The organism is Modestobacter sp. SYSU DS0511 (assembly GCF_054050755.1).
This window is the reverse complement of sequence record NZ_JBJGZY010000035.1, coordinates 1-18,576: the sequence shown is the minus strand read 5'-3', so window position 1 is coordinate 18,576 and position 18,576 is coordinate 1. Positions and strand designations below refer to the sequence as shown.

Sequence of the window (18,576 nt, the reverse complement as noted above, 5' to 3'; positions counted from 1 at the left end):
GGGGACTCCAGGAGGCCGGGACACACGGGCACCGGCGCCGCAGCAGGGCGCGGTGAGGGGGCGACGCCGGGCAGCGGGGGGTGTCCCGCTGGGAACCGGGCCGAACGGGCCTCCTGGTCGAGGGGCCGTCCCCCAGCCTACGTCGCGGCGGGCGTTCGCGTGAGCAGCACGCGGTGGTCAACGCCGTGCACGCCGCGACCGGCGTCCGGGTGCGCAAGCTGCCGGTCACCCTGGACGAGCTGCTCCCCGCCCCCCCCTGACCGCCCGGCGGCCCCCAACCGCCGAAATGGCCATTTCGGCGGCCGGGGCCCGCCGGGACGGGCGGGGCCGGCGTGACGTGACGAGACGGTCCGCCCCGGGACATGAGCATCGCCACACTCTGCCCCGGGGTGGCACGAACATGCAGGTCAGCGGCTCGACGGCCGGCCCATATACGTCGGGACGGCGGGGGCGCGCCGGAGGCACCCGGTTGGGCGTGTTGCCCCGCCGCCGTCCAGAATGACTCCCGACATGGCGACTGCAACACAGGCGGCGGCCCGGGCCCCGCAGACGACCAGCCGACCGCTCCGGGCCTGGCAGCAGGCGGCCCTCGGCAAGTACGAGGAGGAGTCCCCCAAGGACTTCCTGGTCACCGCGACCCCGGGCGCGGGGAAGACCACCTTCGCGCTGACCCTGGCCGCCCGGCTGCTGTCCCGCCGCGAGGTCGCCCGGGTGATCGTGGTCTGCCCGACCGACCACCTGCGCATGCAGTGGGCCGACGCGGCCGACGCGATGGGCATCGCGCTCGACCCCAACCTGACCAACGCCGTGGGCCCGGTGCGCGCCGGCACCCAGGGCTACGTGACCACCTACGCGCAGGTCGCCGGCAAGCCGATGCTGCACGCAGCCCGGGCGACCACCGTCAAGACGCTGGTGATCCTGGACGAGGTGCACCACGCCGGTGACGGCCTCTCCTGGGGCGAGGCGGTCGAGGAGGCCTACGGCCGCGCCGCCCGCCGGCTGTGCCTGACCGGGACGCCCTTCCGCACCAAGGTCGACGAGCGCATCCCGTTCGTGAAGTACGTGGAGGACGGGTTCGAGGGGCAGGGCGGCCTGATGTCGATGGCCGACTTCACCTACGGCTACAAGGAGGCGCTGGCCGACAACGTCGTCCGCCCGGTCGTCTTCGCCGCCTACACCGGCACCTCGCGCTGGCGGAACTCCGCCGGCGAGGTGGTCGCCGCCTCGCTGAGCGAGGCCGGCACCCGCTCGGTGGAGATGCAGGCCTGGCGCACCGCCCTGGACCCCAAGGGCCAGTGGGTGCCGCACGTGATCGCCGCGATGGACGACCGGATCACCCACCTCCGCGAAGAGGGCGGCATGCCGGACGCCGCCGGGCTGGTGCTGGCCAGCGACCAGGACGACGCCCGCGAGTACGCCAAGATCGTGCGCCGGGTGACCGGGAAGGCGCCGGAGCTGATCCTCTCCGACGACCCGAAGGCGTCGAAGAAGATCGAGAAGTTCAACAAGGGCGGCGCCCGCATCGCGGTCTGCGTGCGGATGGTCTCCGAGGGCGTCGACGTGCCCCGCGCCGCCGTCCTGGCCTGGATGACCTCCTACCGGACGCCGCTGTTCTTCGCCCAGGCCGTCGGCCGCGTGGTCCGCGCCCGGGCACCGCACGAGTCGGCCACGGTGTTCCTGCCCGCCGTCCGGCCGCTGCTGACCCTGGCCGCCGGCATGGAGGAGCAGCGCAACCACGTCATCCCGCCGCCGAAGACCCAGCCCGAGCAGGAGCTGGAGACCCTCGACCTGCCGGAGCGGGAGCCGCGCGAGGGCGCGGCCAAGGAGTGGGAGGCCCTGGAGGCCGACGCCCGCTTCGCCCACGTGCTGTCCAGCGGGACGGCGCACACCGGCTCCGGCGGCGTGACCACCGTGGTCGAGCCCGAGGACGAGGAGTTCCTCGGCATCCCCGGGCTGCTCACCCCCGAGCAGACCGCCTCCCTGCTGGCCAAGCGGGACGACGAACTGCGGTTGCGCGTAGAGGCCGCCCGGCGGATCTCCGACGACACCGACAGCTTCATGGTCGTCGACGACCACCCCGACGAGGACGAAGCCGGCCGCTCCTGGCGCGACGCCGCCGAGCTGCGCCGGGAAGTCAACCGGCTGGTCAACCGGATCGCGGCCAAGACCGGCCAGCCGCAGGCCGTGGTGCACACCCAGCTGCGCCAGTCGGTGCCCGGCCCGCCGTCGGCGTCCGCGTCGGTCGACGTCCTCCGCGCCCGCCGCGAACGCCTGCGCACGATGCTCTGAGCCGCACACCTCGGCCCTGCCGTCGAGGGCTGCTACGTGCCAGCGTCGAGGTGTCTCTGCACCACTCCTTCCAGTTCCCGTTCCGCCTTCTCCACGTCGGGCACGCGCACGAGCAGGAAAGAAGGTGAGAGGTTCACTGCCCCCGGCTCTCCCCGGAGCACCACGCTCAGGCAGGGAAAGGTGGCCCACCTGTTCCACTCCGGCCATCGGTCGCCCCAGACCAGCCGGACCTCCTGGATGTCGGCCCACGGGTAGTCCCGCAGCAGCTTGCCGCCTCGGCGGACGAACAGACCCGAGTCGTCGTGGGAAACGACGACTCGAGCGGGCACGAGCCACCAGATCAGCGCGCGCACGCATGCAGTGGCCACGCACACCACAGCGACGAAGTTGGCGACCTGCAAGCCGAGGATCGACCCGCTGACCCAGGCCACGAAACCGGCCACCAGCACCGCCCCAGCGATGGCGCCGAAGGCTAGAAAGGGCCGCCACACTTCTCGCGTCACGGGTTCGATGATGGGCTCCTCACTTCCCCCGAGCCTCATCTCGCTCGACTGCCGATGCGGTCGATTGCGGCTCCGGCAGCCATCCCGTGCAACTGACTGGATGTCCATGAGGTCGCCCTCCATGCCCGTCCCGGTCGACTAGCCACTGGGAACCGTCGTGTGGATGCTCGCACGGCGGAGACGTGGGCGCGGCGAAACCCCCTGCTCACTGCGCCGGTGACGAGGCCGCCGCCCACCATTCCCGCCGCGGACCAAGCGGCCACCTTCAACCTGCCTTGCCGCGCGTAGGCCGCGGTGTACACGACCCCGCAAGCCGTAGACACGGGGCCGATGGCAAACGTGCAGAACCTGTTGATGCGTTTTCCCCACTTGCTGTTGGTGACCGCCCTCGCGACCTTGAGCGATGCGCGCGCCAAAGAACTGCCGATCTTCCTCCAGTTCGGCCAACGGCCATCCAGGTCTGTCTTATTGACCGGGTCCCCCAGCGCGTACTCGTAGTCGTTGGCTCCGCCGCCTTCGACGGGGTCGACGCTGAGGAAGCGGCCGAGGTTGGCCGAGTACAGGCGGACACCCATGAGGGTGAGGCCGCCAGGGGTGCTGGCGTCGCGCTGGTGGGTGCCCAGCCAGCTATACCGCGGTGCGGTCGTGCCGGCCTTCGGCTGGTTGCGCGGCTCTCCGTACTCGGTGGTCTCGGTGACCCGCATGTCACTCGGGTCGGTCGCGGTCACCAGCACGGTGGCCGCGATGTCGCCGTGCAGGTTGGCCAACTGCAGCGTCACCGTCGCGCCCGCCGTCCCCGCCGAGCCGACCGTCGCGGTCAACCCACCGAAGGACAGCACGTTGCGCGTGAAGCTGTTGTCGGTCTCCTTGACCACGTCCGGGTTGTCGTCGTCCCCGCTGTAGAAGCTGACCATCCGCCGGGTCACCCCGGGCGTGGTGGTGTCGGTGTCACTGCGCACTGTCCGCCGCGCGGCAGCGTCCAGGCCAAAGGTGCTGGTCCGCGTGCCCTGGATCATCGACGTCACCAGGTCATCGATGTAGTAGTCCAGCGCCACGTTCCCACCGTGGTCGGCGGTGTCCACCGACGGCAGCACCCGGGTGCGACCGAACGCGTCGTACCGCAGCGCGCCCCGCGCACCCGCCGGCTGCAACCGATCGGCCGAGTCGTACGCGTAGCTGTCCGCGGCCGGCACGCTGCTGGCACAGGCCTCCGGGGGCGCCCCTGCACTGGCGGCCTGGGCCAACGCCGTCCGGTTGGAGTTGACGTCGAAGGTGTACCGCCGCGTGCACGAGGGCCCGGTCGGGAACCCGGCCGCGTTCAGCGCCGTCGTGTCCGTCGCCGTGACCAGCCGACCCAGGCCGTCGTAGCCGTACCGGGTGGCCCGGCCGGTGCCCTGTGCGGTGACCGTGCGGTACGTGTCCACCTGGTCGAACGCGTTCACGCTCGCCGTCGACCGCAGCCACTCGCTGACGGTGCCGTCCGCCGCGGTCTTGCGATAGGTGAGGCTCACCGGGTCGCCGCCGGCGTCGCGGATCGTCGTCGCGCCGAATCCCCCGGGCAGGTTCTCCCGGACCAGCGTCCCGTCGGCGCCGTACCGCGCGGTGAACGTCCCGACCCCCGAGACCTCCACCGTGGTCGGCAGGCTGCCGCGCTCACCGTTGCCGTCGTACCCGACGGTCCGGGTGCCGTGGTCGTTGGCCACCGTGGTCAGCCGGCCCACCGCGTCGTACGAGTACGAGCTCACCAGGCCGGTGCCATCGGTGTAGGTGGTCAGGCGGCCGTAGGCGTCGTAGGTGCGGGTGATCGGTGCGGTGCCCTCGGCGAGGGTGCCGCCGACTCGCCCGTCCGGGGTGAGCAGCTGGGTGCGCTCGACCAGACCGGCAGCGTTGTAGACGGTCTCGGTCACCGGGCGGAGCTGTCCGACCTCCGGACCAGTGCCCGTGGTCACCGACCGCCGGGACCGGCCGGCGGCGTCGTAGCTGACGTCGGTGGTGCGGCTGACCCCCTGACCGGTCTCCACCGTCCGCGTCGGGTTGCCGTAGACGTCGTAGCCGACCACGTGGCTCGTCGGGATGGGCGCGCCGGCCGACGGGGCACCGCCGGGCAGGCTCTTGCACAGCCACCCTGCCCACGCCTGGTTGACGCATTGCGGGTCGGCATTCGTGGCTGCGTAGTAGATCTTGATCGTCGTCGCTGCGGTGTTCGTGGCGGCGCCACCGGAAGGGAGGGTGCGGGAGGTCGTCCGCCCCTGCTCGTCGACGACCTGCCGGGTGACGACCTCGGCCGCTCCACCACCGGGAGCCACGCGCGTCGCGGTCGGCGTCCCGAACTTCCAGGCGTTCGGCGTTCCGTACTCCAGCGTGGTCACCCGGCTCGTGCTGTCCAGCGCCGGCAGCCCCGCTTCCGTCCCGGCGGAGCCGACCGGCAGTCCGGCGTGGATCTCCACCGCATCGGTCACGGTGCGCACGGGCAGGTGCAGGCTTTGCTCGAACTCGGGGTGGTGCGCCTTCGTGTCGTACTCGGTGGTCGTGCGGGTGCGTGCGCTGACCAGCCGCGATCCGTCCGCCACCACGACCGGACGCGCGGGGCCGTAGGAGCGGAGCAGGTCGATGCCGTCGGCCGAGTAGACGTTGACGGTGTCCAGCAGCCGGGCCTGCACCGCGCTGCCGTCTCCGACTGCCAGCGCACGGTCACGGTTGCCCGCCGTCAGCGAACGGACGACGTTGCCTCGGCCCTCCGTGTCGTACTCCGTGGTGCTGATCCGCCACGCGGGCGCTTGGTCGGCCCCGGTGTCCTGGTCAGCCGTGCCGCCGAAGTTGGCCGTGTTCACCACGCGGCCGTTGACGTCGAGGGCGTACAGGGTCGCACCGCGCCACTGCGACTCGCTGGGCGTCGCGTCGGGCACGGTCGCCGCGTCGAAGACGGCGGTCAGATCGGTGGGGGTGGACTTCTGCCCCCACCGGGCGACCTCGCTCGCGGTCAGCGTGGGCAGGCCCGCGCCGCCGTTGCGGGGGACGTCGTAGCGGATGCTCGTCTGCTGGGCCGGCAGACCCGCGCCGGGCTGGTCGTCGAGGACCGCCGTGGACAGTCGCGGGTGTGCCAGGTCGTCGTAGCCCAGCGCCCAGGTCGCCGTGCCACCGACCGGGGTGATCGCAGACAGCCGGCCATCGCTGCGGTAGCCGTAGCTGACCTGCGCACCGGTGCGCGGGTCGGTGACCTTGGCGAGCCTGCCCGCACCGTCGTAGGTGTACGTGGCCAGGGTGATCGTCTGTGCCTGCACCGGGGAGGAACCGGTGACCAGGCCGTCGGCTCCCGGCACCGCGCCGGTGGCCCGGAGCCGGATTTCCTGCAGCCGCTCGCCCGTGCCGGAACCGGTGTAGACGAACTCCAGGGCGCGGCAGCCAGCGGGTTGAGTCGTCGCCGGGTCACCGCACGCTGCACCGGCGTCGGTGGGCGCCATCAGCAGCCGCGGGTTGCCGGCGGCCGTGTAGGCGACGCTGGTGAGGGCAGGAGCGAGGTCGGTGCTCCCGGCTTTGCCCCGGATCGCCTCGACCTTCTCGACCCGGAAGAGGGCGCCGTCGAGGTGGCCGTTCCCGCCGTCGGCCCGGCGGAAGGTCACCTTGTCACCGTCCAGGTCCTTCAGGACGTAACTGCTCGCCGTGCCCGCCGGCCCCGGCTCGAAGGTCAGGGTGGCGCCCTCGGTGCTCGCCTCCCCCTCGGCCACGTAGTTGTTCACGTCGGCCGGGGCGGATGACTTCCGCACGAAGGGCAGCTGGGTGCCGTCACCCCGGGTGATGAGCACCGTGCTCGTCCGGTCGGTCAGGCTCTCGTAGTCGGCACCGGCCTCGTCCACGGCCAGCGAGAACCGCCACCCCGGTCCCAGCGGGCCGGGACGGGTAGGGGCGTTGCTGGCGAAGTTCCGCACCGCGGCCAGGCCACCGTGCGGTGCGGTCACCTCCGCGTCGCGGCCGGTCACCGCGTAGGCGCCGGTGAGCAGGCTGACGGTGCCCGGCCCGACGTCGGCAGTGGCGTTGGCGCCGGTCAGGCCCGCGCGGTCGACCGTGATTTGGGTGACCCCGGTGCACCGATCGGCACCCCCGCCGACCAACCTCAGGCAGGCGCGGACCTGGTACAACCCGTCGGCCGGGATGCTCGTGGTGGCGTTCCAGGTGTAGGTCGCCGACGCCTTGCCGCCGTCCTCGTCGACCAGCGGCAGCCAGGTGCCCGACACCCCGCTCTCGTCGGGCAGACGCAGCGTCGAGGGGTTGACAGACGTCCACGGGTCACTGGGGGCCAGGCTGTACGGGCGCCACTCGAACCGCACCCCGTCGTAGGAGCCCGCGCCGGCCGGAGTCTTCGCCGTGGCCTTCAACTGCGTCCGCGCTTGTGTCACCCGCTGGAACTGAGTCGGGTGCTTGAGCGTGCCGGCCCCCACCGTCGCGGTGTTCGACCGTTCGTCCCAGACGATGTTGCCACCTTGGAACTCCTGGCGGATACCGCCCGCGACCGGCTGCGGGTCGCCTGTCGGATAGCCCAGCCAACTGCGCTCCCAACCAAGCGCAGCCCAGGCATCGCGGGTGGGCCCTCGGACATCGCGGGCGCCCGTGGCTTGCGTCCAGTAGATGGAGCCGCCTTGGAAGTGGTTGAAGCAGCCGCCGTCCTTCAGGGTGCAGTTGGTGGACGACGTCGGGTAGCCCAAGTACGACCGCTCCCACCCCAGCGCCGCCCAACGGTTCCGAACGTCCGTCTTGACGTCGACAGCACCGGTGGCCGGGGTCCAGTAGATGGAGCCGCCTTGGAAGTGGTTGAAGCAGCCGCCGTCCTTCAGGGTGCAGTTGGTGGACGACGTCGGGTAGCCCAGGTACGACCGCTCCCACCCCAATGCCGCCCAACGGTTCCGAACGTCCGTCTTGACGTCGACAGCACCGGTGGCCGGGGTCCAGTAGATGGAGCCGCCTTGGAAATGGCTGAAGCATCCACCGTCCTTGAGGCCGCACTTGGTGTCAGACGTCGGGTAGCCCAGGTACGACCGCTCCCAGCCCAAGGCCGCCCAACGGTCCCTCACGCGAGGATCGACCATGACGGCACCCGTGGCCTGGGTCCAGTAAATCGACCCCTTTTCAAAGTGATTGAGGCAACCCGCTCCGCCGGACAGAGCGCAGTTATTACTGGTGGTCGGCCAACCGATTTCTTCCGTTTCCTTCTTTAACACCAACGTTTCCCACTTGGCCCTGATCGGGCCACAGATTACGTTACCCCAGTACTGATCACAGTTCCCGTCGTAACTGAAGTAGAGCTTCGGCGGGTTGTTCGCCGCATCTGCGGAGTTGAACTTTTTCCAGCCAAGCGGATCAGACTCATTGCTCGCCACGACGGCCAACGCCATGGTGTCACCCTTGTTGTTGGCGAGATTGGCGAAGTGGCGCACCCAGTCCGTGATATTGAAATCACCCACCCCGCCGGGCAGCCCGGACCGTATCCCTTGGCCACGTTGGCGTTGCCGACCAGCGCACCCAGGGCTGGGCCAGGCCAGGTGACCGCCTTCGGGTCGAACCAACCTGCCTCGCGGATGTCCACCCAACGGGGGGAGCAGGAGCTCGACCAGTTCTCCCACAGAGCCAGGGTCGCCGAGGTGACGACCCTGTGTTCGGCCTCGTCGACCCAGAACCTCAGCAGGGAACGGTTCACCTGACCACCACTGTTGGGGGCTGCCCCCACCAGCAAGTCGGGCTTCAGGAACTGCTGGTCGATGCGGATGTTGCTCTGGACATAGGTGTCCTCGAAGAGACCTAGCTGCCCAGCCGGGTCGATCGTCACCGGGTAGACAGTCTCCGGGTGCCGCAAGAAGGCGGAGTCCGGCCTGAGCAGCAGACTCTCGTCGGCGACCTGCACGTCGACGGACCGCATCACCAGTGGGCCCCCCGTCGAAGACTCCGTGCGCGAATCCCACATCACCGCTGGCGCGGTCGTGGCAACGACGTCGTCGTGACCGTCGACGAGTTCCAGGCGCCCTTCTCCCGCTTCGACGAGTTCAGCGCCGGCCGTCTCCACAGGGAACACCAGCTCATCCAGCGCACGAAACGTGCTCTCACTGGGCCGCTGCTGCACGACCAAGTGCTGAGTGAATCCTTGTCGGGTGGCCGTGAGGACCAGGTCGACCTGCGGCATGACGTTTCGATAGGTCGCCGAACTACCGTCCAGTTCCGGTTTGGGGAGCTTCTCGCGCCAGTCGAGCCGAAGGAGGCTGCCTTCACCATCCCCGAAGGTCACCATCGTGCTACCGGGCGCACCATCCGCGAACGCCAGGTCGGCAGTCGTGGCCTTGGGGCGAGCGCCGTCCTCGGTGAACTCCAACGTCGTGTCGAGTGCCAACCACTCGCCGTCCACCTCGACCCGCACTGGGCCTGCGCTGGCCTCCACCCGCACTGTGCCATCGGGCATCGCATGCTTGATTGTCGACTCGGTCGTCGCGGAAGCGATCTCGATCGGATCCCCCGTCTCCGCCGCCTCCAGGAGTGCAGCCGCCTCCTCAAGCGCTGCCTCGACGTTGGGAGCAAACTCCTCGGGCATCTCTGGCATATCGACGTGCGGCAACTTCTCCACCGGTGGCGGCTGAACCGACAACTCGTCCATCGCCGGCGCGGGCACTGCCTTGCTCGGGACGGGCACCCGGTCGTCGGAAGTGCCCTCGACGGCACTCTCGGGCAGCGGGGACGTGCGCTGAGCGGGTGCTGCCTGAGCGGGCGCGCCCTGGAGGATGGTCATCACCAGGGTGGCCGCAAGTACCACGCCCACGGGGCCACGTGAGCGCCAGCCGACGACAGGAGCGAAGGCGTGCCGATGGCGCACGGTGGACCTCTTTCACCAGGTCAGGGAGCAGATCCAGGCGTCGAGGTGACCGTCCGGGGCGTTCAGCGCGCACACAGTGACAGCGGACGATCATGGTCCGCAAGACCCCTGACTGCAATCAGTTGCCACTTCGTTACCAACAGTCAGAGGCGCCTCAGAAGTCGGGCCAACCGACTCCTCCACCTGACTTCGTCCGCTTCGTCGCCCGGATCACTGCGGGTACCCCGAATCGGCCTCTGAGCTGCGAGACCAGGGACGGATCCGGGGGTTCCCCGATGCCGGGCGGGCACTGCCGAGCGCAGGCTTGTGTCATGACCGAGACCACGCAACTTCCGCCCACCGACGCCCCCCACACCGAGACGCCCGCCGACCGGCCGCCGCTGCGCCGCAACCGGCGGCACCTGCTGGTCGGCGGCGTGGCCGCCGGGCTGGCCGAGCACACCGGGATCGACGCGCTGCTGTGGCGGCTCGGGTTCGTCGCGCTGGTCTTCGCCGGCGGCGCCGGGTTCTGGCTCTACCTGGCGCTGTGGCTGCTCATGCCCACCGCCCCGGCCACGCCCGACGACCGCACGAACGTGCTCGACGAGTGGGTCGAGCGGCTCCGCAAGGTGGTCGTGCGCACCCCGGCCGGTCGTTGATCATCGGCGAACGGCTGCCCGACACGCCGCCGGGCCCGGCCGCTCGCCGATGATCAACTGAAGGACGCAGGTCAGCCGAGCAGGCCGCGGGCGGCGGCGAGGGCCACCGCCTCCGCCCGCCCGGTGGCGCCGAGCTTGGCCAGGATGTTGCTCACGTGCACGGAGGCGGTCTTCTCGCTGACGAACAGCTCCGCGCCGATCTGCCGGTTGGTGCGCCCCTGCGCGACCAGCGCCAGCACCTCGGTCTCCCGCGGCGTGAAGACGGCGCCGGGCTCGACTGCCCGTACCCCCGGCAGCTCCAGCCGGCCGCGGCGGGCCAGCGCCTCGACCGCCGTCCGCAGCGGCTCGGCGCCCAGCCGCACCGCCACCTCGTGCGCCGCCGCCAGCTCCGCGGCCGCGCCCGCCCGGTCGTCGCCGGCCAGCAGCCCCTCAGCCAGCAGTGCCTCAGCCAGCAGCGCCTCGGCCAGCCGGAGCCGGGACCGCGCCTGCTCGTACACGTGCCCCAGGTCGCCGAACTCCTCGACCGCGCGCCGCCACAGCTGCACCGCGGCCTCGCCCCGCACCCGTGCCAGCTCGGCTTCCAACCGCGTGCGCCACGCCCGCGCCTCGATGCCGACCGGGTACGGCACTTGCGCCGCCGACCGGCCGATCTCGGCCAGCCCGTCGGCGTCAGCTCCCCAGCGGACCACCGCCGGTTCGTCCCCGGCCCGCCGGGCCGCGACCGCCACGTCGCCGACCGCTGCCAGCGCGCTCGCCGCCAGCCGCACCGAGGCGAGCCGCTCGTCACCCCACAGCTCGCGCAGCCGGCGGTCGGCGAACCGGGCCCGCTCGACCGCCGCCGCCGCGTCACCGGCCTGGGCGGCCAGCTCGATCTCCGCCGCCACCGTGGCCAGCATCAGCAGCACGTGGTTGTCCCAGCGGGACGCCGGCCCCTGCGCCCAGCCCAGCCGCTCGGCCGCCCGCGGGTCACCCCGGCCGACCAGCACCAGCAGCCCGTCGGCGCGCACGTGCGCGGCCATGTCGGGGACCCTGGCCAGCGCGTCGGCGGCGACCAGGCTGCCGTCCCAGTCGCCGAGCACGTACCGGGCCAGCACCTCCAGGTGCCGCAGCTCGGCACCGTAGAACGACCACTCCACACCCAGCGTCGCCGCCCGGGCCAGCCCGGCGGTGACGTGCGTCAGCGTCTCGGCCAGCTCGCCGGCGTCGTAGGCGGTGATCGCCTGGCTGAACCAGACCCGCATCTCCACGTCGCCGTCGCCGGACCGCGCCGCCCGCGCCCGGGCCTCGTCGAACCGCGCCCGCACCGCCGCCCGGTCGCCGCCGCCCGACCCGCGGGCCAGGGAGACGGCGGTGTCGGCCCACGCGCTGTCCAGCCCCAGGGCGTCGGCCGCCGCGAGCGCCTCCTCGGCCGCGGCGTCCGCCTCCTCCACCAGGCCCAGCGAGTAGCTGGTGCGGGCGTGCGTGGCCGCCGCCCAGGTGCGCACCGCCGAGGGCGGCTGCGCGGGCACCAGCGCCATCGCCGCGGCGCTCTCCCGGTGGGCCTCGGCCGCCTCCTCGATCCGGCCCAGCACCTGCGCCAGCGTGTAGTGCACCCGCGCTCGCGCCTCGGGCTCGCCGTCGGGCCCGAGCAGCTCCCCGGCCGAGCGCAGCAGCGCCACCGCCCGGTGCAGGTCACCGACCGCCCGGGCCGCCGCAGCCGTGTCCAGCAGCACCGCCTCCTGCGGGCGGCCGGCGCGGTCGGCGGCGTCCGGCACCGCGGTCCACAGCTCGAGCACCGCCTCCAGGTGCTGCAGCTGCTCGGCGGGAGCGCCCACCCGGCGGGCGGCGGCCGCGGCCTCCAGCGAGGCGCTCAGCGCGCCGGGCAGGTCGTTGCTCTCGCGCAGGTGGTGGGCGCGCTCCGCCGCCGTCCCCGCCTCCGGCCGGTCGGCCAGCTGGGCGGCGACGGCGGCGTGCAGCCGCACCCGTTCACCGGGCAGCAGGTCGGCCAGCACCGCCTCGCGCAGCAGCGCGTGCCGGAACCGGTAGCGCCCGTCGTCGGAGACCACCAGCAGGTGCCGGTGCACCGCCTCGGCCAGCGCCGCCTCCAGCTCGGCCGCCGACTGCCCGCCCACCGCGGCGACCAGCTCGTGCCGCACCGAGCGCCCGGCCACGGCGGCCACCCGCAGCACCTGCTGCGCGGCCGGGCCGAGCTGCTCCACCCGGGCGAGCAGCACCTCGGACAGCCCACCGGGCAGCGCCTCCCCCGCTGCCACCAGCTCCTCGGCGTAGAAGGCGTTGCCCTCGGCGCGGGCGACGACGTCCTCGACCGGAACAGCGCCGGGCCCACCGGAGACGGCGGCCAGCCGGCGGACCAGCGTCTCCACCTCGGCGTCGGCCAGCGGCTCCAGGGGAAGCCGTTCGACGCCGGGCAGCCGCACCAGCTCGGCGAGCAGCGGGCGCAGCGGGTGCCGGCGGTGGAGGTCGTCGGCGCGGTAGGAGGCGACGACGGCGACCCGCTCGTCGGCCAGCCGGGCCAGCAGGTAGCGCAGCAGGTCGCGGCTGGAGCGGTCGGCCCAGTGCAGGTCCTCCAGGACGACGAGCACCGGCCGCTCGCCGGCCAGCTCGCCCAATAGCGCGGCCACCGACTCGAACAGCTGGAGCCGGCCGTCGTCGTCCGGCGGGCGCAGCGTGCGGTGCGGCGACGACAGGCCGAGCTCGGGGCGGGAGCGCTCCGGCACGGCACCACCGCCGAGCAGGCCGGCCAGCACCGGGTGGCGGGCCAGCACCGGCGCCAGCTCCGGGTCGGCGGCCGCCGGCCGCAGCAGGTCGACGAAGGGCAGGTAGGGCAGGCCGACGTCGCCCAGGTCGACGCAGTGCCCGGTGAGCACCCGCACCCCGCGCCCGGTGGCCCGGCGGGCCAGCTCGTCGAGCAGCCGGGTCTTGCCGACGCCGGCGTCGCCGGCCACCAGCACCCCGGACGGGCGCCCCGCGGCCGCCGCGTCGACGTGCGCCAGCAGTCGGCCGAGCTCGGTCACCCGGCCGACCAGCGGACCCTCGTCCCAGCGCGGCACGCCGGTGATCGTGGCACGGCCCACCGACGCGCCGGCCGCCGACGAGGTCAGCGCGCCCGCCGCAGCCGGGTCGTCCAGGACCCCCGCCGGCTGCCCCGGGCGAAGGACCGCTCGACCAGCTCCCGGCGCCAGGCCAGCTCGGCCTCCAGGGCGGGGTTGGGGTAGTGCGCCATGACCGTCTCCTCGTGTCGTCCGTGGGTGGACGAGGAGGACGGTCGCCCTGAGGGAGGGCCCCGGGCATCGGGCGATCGGGCAGTTCCCGGGAGCGGTCGGCGTCTGAGGCCCCCTCAGGCGGGGCCGCGGAGCAACGTCAGGCGCTCAGCCCACGGAGTAGGTGGCCTCGTCGGCGACCACGTCGTCCTGCTCGTCCGCGGGCTCCCGGGCGTCCTCGGGCGCCGGCACCGGCTCGTCGACCGCCTGGTCGAACTCGCCGTCGGCGTCGGTGTCCGCGTACAGAGTGGCGGTCAGGTCGGTGTCCGCGGTCAGCGCCGGGTCGAGGTCCACGGCCACGTCGCTGGTGGTCCCCACCTGCACCAGGGTCGAGCCGAGCACCGCGTCGTCGCCGCCACTGACGACGACGAAGCCGCCGCCCGGTGCGGTCACCCTGGCGACGACCACGCGGTCGCCGGCGCCGGACTGGTCCTCGAACTCCAGGTCGGCCATCTGCCCGCTGCCCGACTCCCCCTCGGGCGCGATCGTGGTCGATCCCGCGGTGGCGGGCGAGGACGGCGGGGCGTCACCGGCCGGTGCATCCGCGCCGTCCCCACAGGCGGACAGCAGGAGGACGGCGGCAGGGACGGTCACGAGGGCCCGGCGGGAGCTGGTCATGCAGACCTCCTGCCCCGGGCCCCGCCGGACCACACCCGCCGTACGCCCGATCAGCTCACGGTGTAGGACGCGTCGTCGGAGACGACGCCGTCCTCGTCGTCGGTGTCCGGGATCCGCTGGTCGATCGAGGGGTCGAAGTCCCCGTCCTCGTCGGTGTCGCCGTAGAGGACCGCCGCCAGGTCGGTGTCCTCGGTCAGCGCCGGGGACAGCGGCACCTCGACGTCGGTCGCCTCGCCGGCCGGCACGGCGGTGGAGCCGAGCACCTCGGCCTCCGTGACGTCGTCGTCGGACCCGTCGCCGGGCAGGATCACGACGAACCCGTCGACGGTCATCGCGACCCGGGCGACGGTGACCGAGCTGCCGTCCCCGGACTGGTCGTCGAACTCCACCTCGGCGATCGGGGCACCGGTCGCCCGGCCGGTCTCGGTCGCCGCGGCCGAGTCGTCGGTGCCGTCCTCGGCGAACGTGGTGCCGACGGCGGGCGTGGGCTCCTGCTCGGCGGCGTCGTCGCCGCAGGCGGTCAGGGCGAGGACGGCGGCAGCAGGGAGGGCGAGCAGCGCAGGTCGTCTCATGGTCCTGTCACTGCCCACTCCTGGCCGCTGTCCACACACCGTGATCGACGCGCGCGGCGGGACCGACATGGGGAAGACTGCCGGGCACCGGGCGGTTGTCCGGAACAGCTTGGTGCACCCCCGACGTCGTGGGCGGCATCCCCTGGGGCCGGTCCCCTGGCGGACCCGGCCCGGACGACGTGTGAGAGGACGACAGTGCCCGAGAACGGCGCGAACGACCTGACCCCGACCGTGTTCGTGCTCTACGGCGCGACCGGTGACCTGGCCCGCCGGATGGTGCTCCCGGCGTTCTTCCAGCTCGCCCAGCACGGCCTGCTGCCCGACGAGTGGCGGCTCATCGGCAGCGGGCGCGGCGAGCGGACCGACGAGGAGTTCGTCGACCACGTCCGCGGCTCGCTGACCGAGTTCGGCCCCTCCCCCGACGAGGGCCCGTGGGACGAGTTCGCCACCCGGCTGCGCTTCGCCGGGGGCGGGTTCACCGAGGACGACCCCGGGCAGCTGCTCGACGTCGTGGCCAAGGCCCGGGCGGAGATCGGCGAGGACGCCCAGGTGGTCCACTACCTGTCGCTGCCGCCGAAGGCGTTCACCGGGTACACGAGGGCGATCGGCGCCCACGGGCTGGCCGAGCGCGCCCGGGTGGTCTACGAGAAGCCGTTCGGCGACTCCCCGGAGGCCTTCCGCGAGCTCGACGACGTCGTGCACTCGGTCTTCGACGAGGAGCAGGTCTTCCGGATCGACCACTTCCTGGGCAAGGAGGGCACCCAGGACCTGCACGTGCTGCGCTTCGCCAACGGCCTGTTCGAGCACATCTGGAGCCGCGAGCACATCGCCCAGGTGCAGATCGACGTCCCCGAGGACCTCGACGTCGCCGACCGCGCCGACTTCTACGACGCCACCGGCGCGACCCTGGACATGCTGGTCACCCACCTGTTCCAGGTCGCCGCCGAGGTCGCCATGGAGCCACCGGTCAGCTTCCGGGCCAGCGACATCCTGGCCGCCCGCGAGTCCGTGCTCGCCGCGTTCCGCCCGCTGGCGCCGGCCGACGTCGTCCTCGGCCAGTTCGACGGCTACCGGGAGCTGGACGCCGTCCCCGACGACAGCGACACCGACACCTTCGTCGCCGCCAAGCTCTTCATCGACACCGGGCGGTGGCGGGGCGTGCCCTTCCTGCTGCGCACCGGCAAGCGGCTGGCCGCCAAGCAGCAGCGGGTCAGCCTGGTGCTGCACCGCCCGATCGGGCCCGTGCACGACGTCCCCGCCAACGGCAACGTCGTCAGCCTGTCGCTCGCCGGGGCCGGCTCGCTGGACATCGACATGCTGGCCAAGCGCCCCGGCCCGGAGCTGGAGACCGCCCGCGCCCGCGCCACCCTGGACCTCTCCCAGGTGTCCGGTGGTGAGCCGCTGCCGCCCTACGTCTCGCTCATCCACGACGTGCTGGTCGGCGACCGGTCGCTGTTCACCACCAGCGAGGGCCTGGCGCAGACCTGGCGGGCGCTGCAGCCGGTGCTCGACTCCCGGCCCGAGGTGCACCGCTACGAGCCCGGCTCGTGGGGCCCGGCGGCGGCCAACGAGCTGGCCGGCGAGGTCGGCTGGCTGCTGGGCCAGACCGAGCAGTAGCACCTGCGAACGCACGAAGCCCCCGCTCTCGAGGAGAGCGGGGGCTTCGCTGCGTCGGTGAGGTCCGGACCGGACGCTGGTCGCCTCGCGGCGGTTTGCACATCTGGGGCTCCAGACCCCCGACCGAGGTCGGAGCGGTGTTCCCCAGCGGCAGTTATCAAGTGGAGCCCGGGGACACAGGTCGCCCGGCCCGGACGTCCTCCACCGTACCCGCGCCCCCCTGCCCCATGCGCGTGGCGATGAACTCAATCGGGACCTCAGTTGAGGCCGCGGACGTCCTGCTTCAGTGCGGTGTCCACCGTCAGCGCACTGGCCAGCACCAGGGTCGCCAGCGGGTCGGGCAGCCGCTGGTGCACCTGGACGACGTAGTCGTCGGCGGTGGTGAACAGGGTGCGGGCCAGCCCCTCCCAGGTCTTGGTGATCCGGGCAACCTCGGCCCCGGCGGCGTCGACGACCGCGAAGTCCCAGGCCCGCCAGTTCTCGGCCTGGATCGCGCCCACCAGCCGGTCGGCGACCACGAGGTCGAACCGGATGTGCCCGACGACGTTCGCCTGGACGATCTCTCCCGCCGGCGTGCCGTCGGGGCGGGCCACCAGCACCCGCGAGCGCATCAGCTTCGCCGGGCGGGTCAGCAGCAGCACGGGGCCGGCGGCGTCGCGCACCTCGAGGGTGTGGGTGAGGAACTGGTCCCAGCGGGTCATCAGCCGGAACGCCTTGCGCAGGCTGCTCTGCCCCACCTGGGTCACGGCGCCGACCTGCTGACCGGCGCCGTCCAGCACCGCGTACTCGTTGGTGAGCTCGACCAGCTTCGCCCGCTGCTGGACGACGAGCACCGGCTGCTCCAGCAGCACCGACCGCGGGTGCCCGGGCGGCACCTGCTCGCTCTGGGTGCGGTGGGGCTGGGCGTGCTGGGGCTGGGTGTGCTGGGGCTGGGCGTGCTGGGGCTGGCTGTGCTGGGGCTGGGTGTGCTGGGGCTGGGTCTGCTGGGTCCAGGCGCCGCCGTCCCACCAGCGGAGGCCGCCACCCCCGGCCGGGTCGGGGTACCAGCCCGGCGGCGGGGGCGGCTGGGTCATGCCTGCACGCTAACCACCGCGCCTGCCAGACTCGGGGACGTGGCGGGCGTCGGGTTCGAGCAGTGGGCGGCGCTGGCCGGGGACTCCCCGACCTCGCGCACCGAGTGGGCCGCGGTCGTCGGCGCGTGGAGCGAACCGCACCGCCGCTACCACGACGTCGCCCACCTGGCCGCCGTCCTCGGCATCGTCGACCGGCTGGCCGCGCACGCCACCGACCCCACCGCCGTCCGGCTGGCCGCCTGGTACCACGACGTCGCCTACGAACCGGCTCGCAGCGACAACGAGGAGGTCAGCGCCGCCCGGGCCCGGATCGGCCTGCTCGGGCTGGTATCGGAGGAGACCGTCGCGGAGGTGGAGCGGCTGGTGCTGCTCACCGCCGGGCACGACCCGGCCGACGACGACGCCAACGGCGCGGTGCTGTGCGACGCCGACCTCGCCGTGCTGGCCGGCCCACCGGAGTCCTACGCCGCCTACGCCTCCGCGGTGCGGGAGGAGTACGGGCACCTCTCCGACGCCGAGTTCACGACCGGCCGGATCGCGGTGCTGGAGCACCTGCTGGAGCTGCCCTCGCTCTACCGGCTGCCCGAGCTGGCCGCCGGGTGGGAGCCCCGCGCGCGGGCAAACCTGACCGCCGAGCTCACCCTGCTGCGCGCGCGCAGCTGACGACGACCACCCGATCGGGTGATCGTCGGGTCGCGCGCAGGCCGGCCGTGATCCACGGTTGCCCGGCGACCAGCCGCCGTCCAGCGGCTCCCGCCAGGGCCCCGGTCGCCGGACGTGAGGAGTTCCCCGTGCGACTCGGCACCAGCATCTTCCTGCTCGCCGTCGGCGCTGTGCTCACCTTCGCGGTGACCGCCCAGGTCAGCGGGGTCGACCTCGACGTCGTCGGCTGGATCCTGATGGCGGTCGGCGCGCTCGGCATCATCGTCGAGCTCGCCGTCTGGGCACCGCGCCGTCGCCGCGTGGTGCGCACCGACGGCTACGAGGGCGGCCCGGTGCGCCGGTCCACCACGGAGGAGAGCCACTAGTTGTTCTGACCTGACAGGTTGGTGACGCGGCTGGCCGGGGGTCTGCCGGCGAGTGCGGTGTGGCCGCGGTGGTGGTTGTAGTGGTGTAGCCAGGCAGGGTAGGCAGCGGCGCGGTCGGCGTCACTGGC

Annotated in this window: 13 protein-coding genes and 1 pseudogene; 5 read left to right on the top strand and 9 right to left on the bottom strand. The window is 72.9% G+C overall.

The features are described from left to right. Nucleotides 1–510 precede the first annotated feature (510 nt). Nucleotides 511–2,289: a DEAD/DEAH box helicase gene (locus ACI783_RS15805; protein ID WP_457141323.1), complete on the top strand. Its 1,779-nt coding sequence runs from the start codon at nt 511–513 to the stop codon at nt 2,287–2,289. Between the two features lie 32 nt (nt 2,290–2,321). Here ACI783_RS15805 and ACI783_RS15800 read toward each other — a convergent pair whose 3' ends face one another. The 3 genes from ACI783_RS15800 to ACI783_RS15790 are packed head-to-tail and all read right to left on the bottom strand — an operon-like array spanning nt 2,322 to nt 9,558. After that, nucleotides 2,322–2,792: a hypothetical protein gene (locus tag ACI783_RS15800; RefSeq protein ID WP_457141322.1), complete on the bottom strand. Its 471-nt coding sequence runs from the start codon at nt 2,790–2,792 to the stop codon at nt 2,322–2,324. 35 nt (nt 2,793–2,827) lie between these two features. Next, nucleotides 2,828–8,005 carry an RHS repeat-associated core domain-containing protein gene (locus ACI783_RS15795; protein WP_457141347.1) on the bottom strand — a complete coding sequence of 1,726 codons (5,178 nt, stop codon included), beginning with the start codon at nt 8,003–8,005 and terminating at the stop codon, nt 2,828–2,830. Nucleotides 8,006–8,040: 35 nt separating this feature from the next. Next, a complete protein-coding gene (locus tag ACI783_RS15790; RefSeq protein ID WP_457141321.1) occupies nt 8,041–9,558 on the bottom strand; it encodes a DNRLRE domain-containing protein in 1,518 nt (505 codons plus the stop codon). 395 nt (nt 9,559–9,953) lie between these two features. Between ACI783_RS15790 and ACI783_RS15785 the strand changes: the two genes are divergently transcribed. Beyond that, nucleotides 9,954–10,280, top strand: a complete 327-nt coding sequence (locus ACI783_RS15785; RefSeq protein WP_457141320.1) for a PspC domain-containing protein — start codon at nt 9,954–9,956, stop codon at nt 10,278–10,280. 71 nt (nt 10,281–10,351) lie between these two features. Here the strand turns inward: ACI783_RS15785 and ACI783_RS15780 are convergent, their stop codons facing one another. The 4 genes from ACI783_RS15780 to ACI783_RS15765 all read right to left on the bottom strand — a co-directional run bounded on the left by ACI783_RS15780 (nt 10,352) and on the right by ACI783_RS15765 (nt 14,730). Then, nucleotides 10,352–13,330 carry a helix-turn-helix transcriptional regulator gene (locus ACI783_RS15780; protein WP_457141319.1) on the bottom strand — a complete coding sequence of 993 codons (2,979 nt, stop codon included), beginning with the start codon at nt 13,328–13,330 and terminating at the stop codon, nt 10,352–10,354. 47 nt (nt 13,331–13,377) lie between these two features. Further along, nucleotides 13,378–13,503: a hypothetical protein gene (locus ACI783_RS15775; protein ID WP_457141318.1), complete on the bottom strand. Its 126-nt coding sequence runs from the start codon at nt 13,501–13,503 to the stop codon at nt 13,378–13,380. 145 nt (nt 13,504–13,648) lie between these two features. Next, entirely contained in the window at nt 13,649–14,158 is a 510-nt protein-coding gene (locus ACI783_RS15770) for a DUF7282 domain-containing protein (protein WP_457141317.1), read from the bottom strand. 50 nt (nt 14,159–14,208) lie between these two features. Continuing rightward, a complete protein-coding gene (locus ACI783_RS15765) occupies nt 14,209–14,730 on the bottom strand; it encodes a DUF7282 domain-containing protein (protein WP_457141316.1) in 522 nt (173 codons plus the stop codon). Nucleotides 14,731–14,925: 195 nt separating this feature from the next. Between ACI783_RS15765 and ACI783_RS15760 the strand changes: the two genes are divergently transcribed. Further along, on the top strand, nt 14,926–16,347 hold the full coding sequence (locus tag ACI783_RS15760; RefSeq protein WP_457141315.1) for a glucose-6-phosphate dehydrogenase: 1,422 nt from the start codon (nt 14,926–14,928) through the stop codon (nt 16,345–16,347). Between the two features lie 257 nt (nt 16,348–16,604). Here the strand turns inward: ACI783_RS15760 and ACI783_RS15755 are convergent, their stop codons facing one another. Further along, complete coding sequence (locus tag ACI783_RS15755) at nt 16,605–17,420, bottom strand: LURP-one-related/scramblase family protein (protein ID WP_457141314.1); 816 nt, start codon at nt 17,418–17,420, stop codon at nt 16,605–16,607. A 39-nt stretch (nt 17,421–17,459) separates the two neighbouring features. On the opposite strand from ACI783_RS15755, the gene ACI783_RS15750 reads away from it, so the two are divergent. Then, nucleotides 17,460–18,083, top strand: coding sequence for an HD domain-containing protein (locus ACI783_RS15750; RefSeq protein WP_457141313.1), 624 nt, complete (start codon nt 17,460–17,462; stop codon nt 18,081–18,083). Between the two features lie 128 nt (nt 18,084–18,211). Next, nucleotides 18,212–18,448, top strand: coding sequence for a DUF6458 family protein (locus ACI783_RS15745; RefSeq protein WP_457141312.1), 237 nt, complete (start codon nt 18,212–18,214; stop codon nt 18,446–18,448). On the opposite strand, the pseudogene ACI783_RS15740 reads toward ACI783_RS15745, so the two are convergent. Then, nucleotides 18,445–18,576 (bottom strand): annotated as a pseudogene (locus ACI783_RS15740) (IS481 family transposase); the annotation flags it as partial. The gene ACI783_RS15745 and the pseudogene ACI783_RS15740 overlap by 4 nt on opposite strands.

Bases quoted from the DNA above. Each gene is read 5' to 3' on its own strand.
- ACI783_RS15805 (WP_457141323.1), top strand. From the start codon at position 511: ATGGCGACTGCAACACAGGCGGCGGCCCGGGCCCCGCAGACGACCAGC.
- ACI783_RS15790 (WP_457141321.1), bottom strand. From the start codon at position 9,558: ATGACCATCCTCCAGGGCGCGCCCGCTCAGGCAGCACCCGCTCAGCGC.
- ACI783_RS15785 (WP_457141320.1), top strand. From the start codon at position 9,954: ATGACCGAGACCACGCAACTTCCGCCCACCGACGCCCCCCACACCGAG.
- ACI783_RS15775 (WP_457141318.1), bottom strand. From the start codon at position 13,503: ATGGCGCACTACCCCAACCCCGCCCTGGAGGCCGAGCTGGCCTGGCGC.
- ACI783_RS15770 (WP_457141317.1), bottom strand. From the start codon at position 14,158: ATGACCAGCTCCCGCCGGGCCCTCGTGACCGTCCCTGCCGCCGTCCTC.
- ACI783_RS15765 (WP_457141316.1), bottom strand. From the start codon at position 14,730: ATGAGACGACCTGCGCTGCTCGCCCTCCCTGCTGCCGCCGTCCTCGCC.
- ACI783_RS15755 (WP_457141314.1), bottom strand. From the start codon at position 17,420: ATGACCCAGCCGCCCCCGCCGCCGGGCTGGTACCCCGACCCGGCCGGG.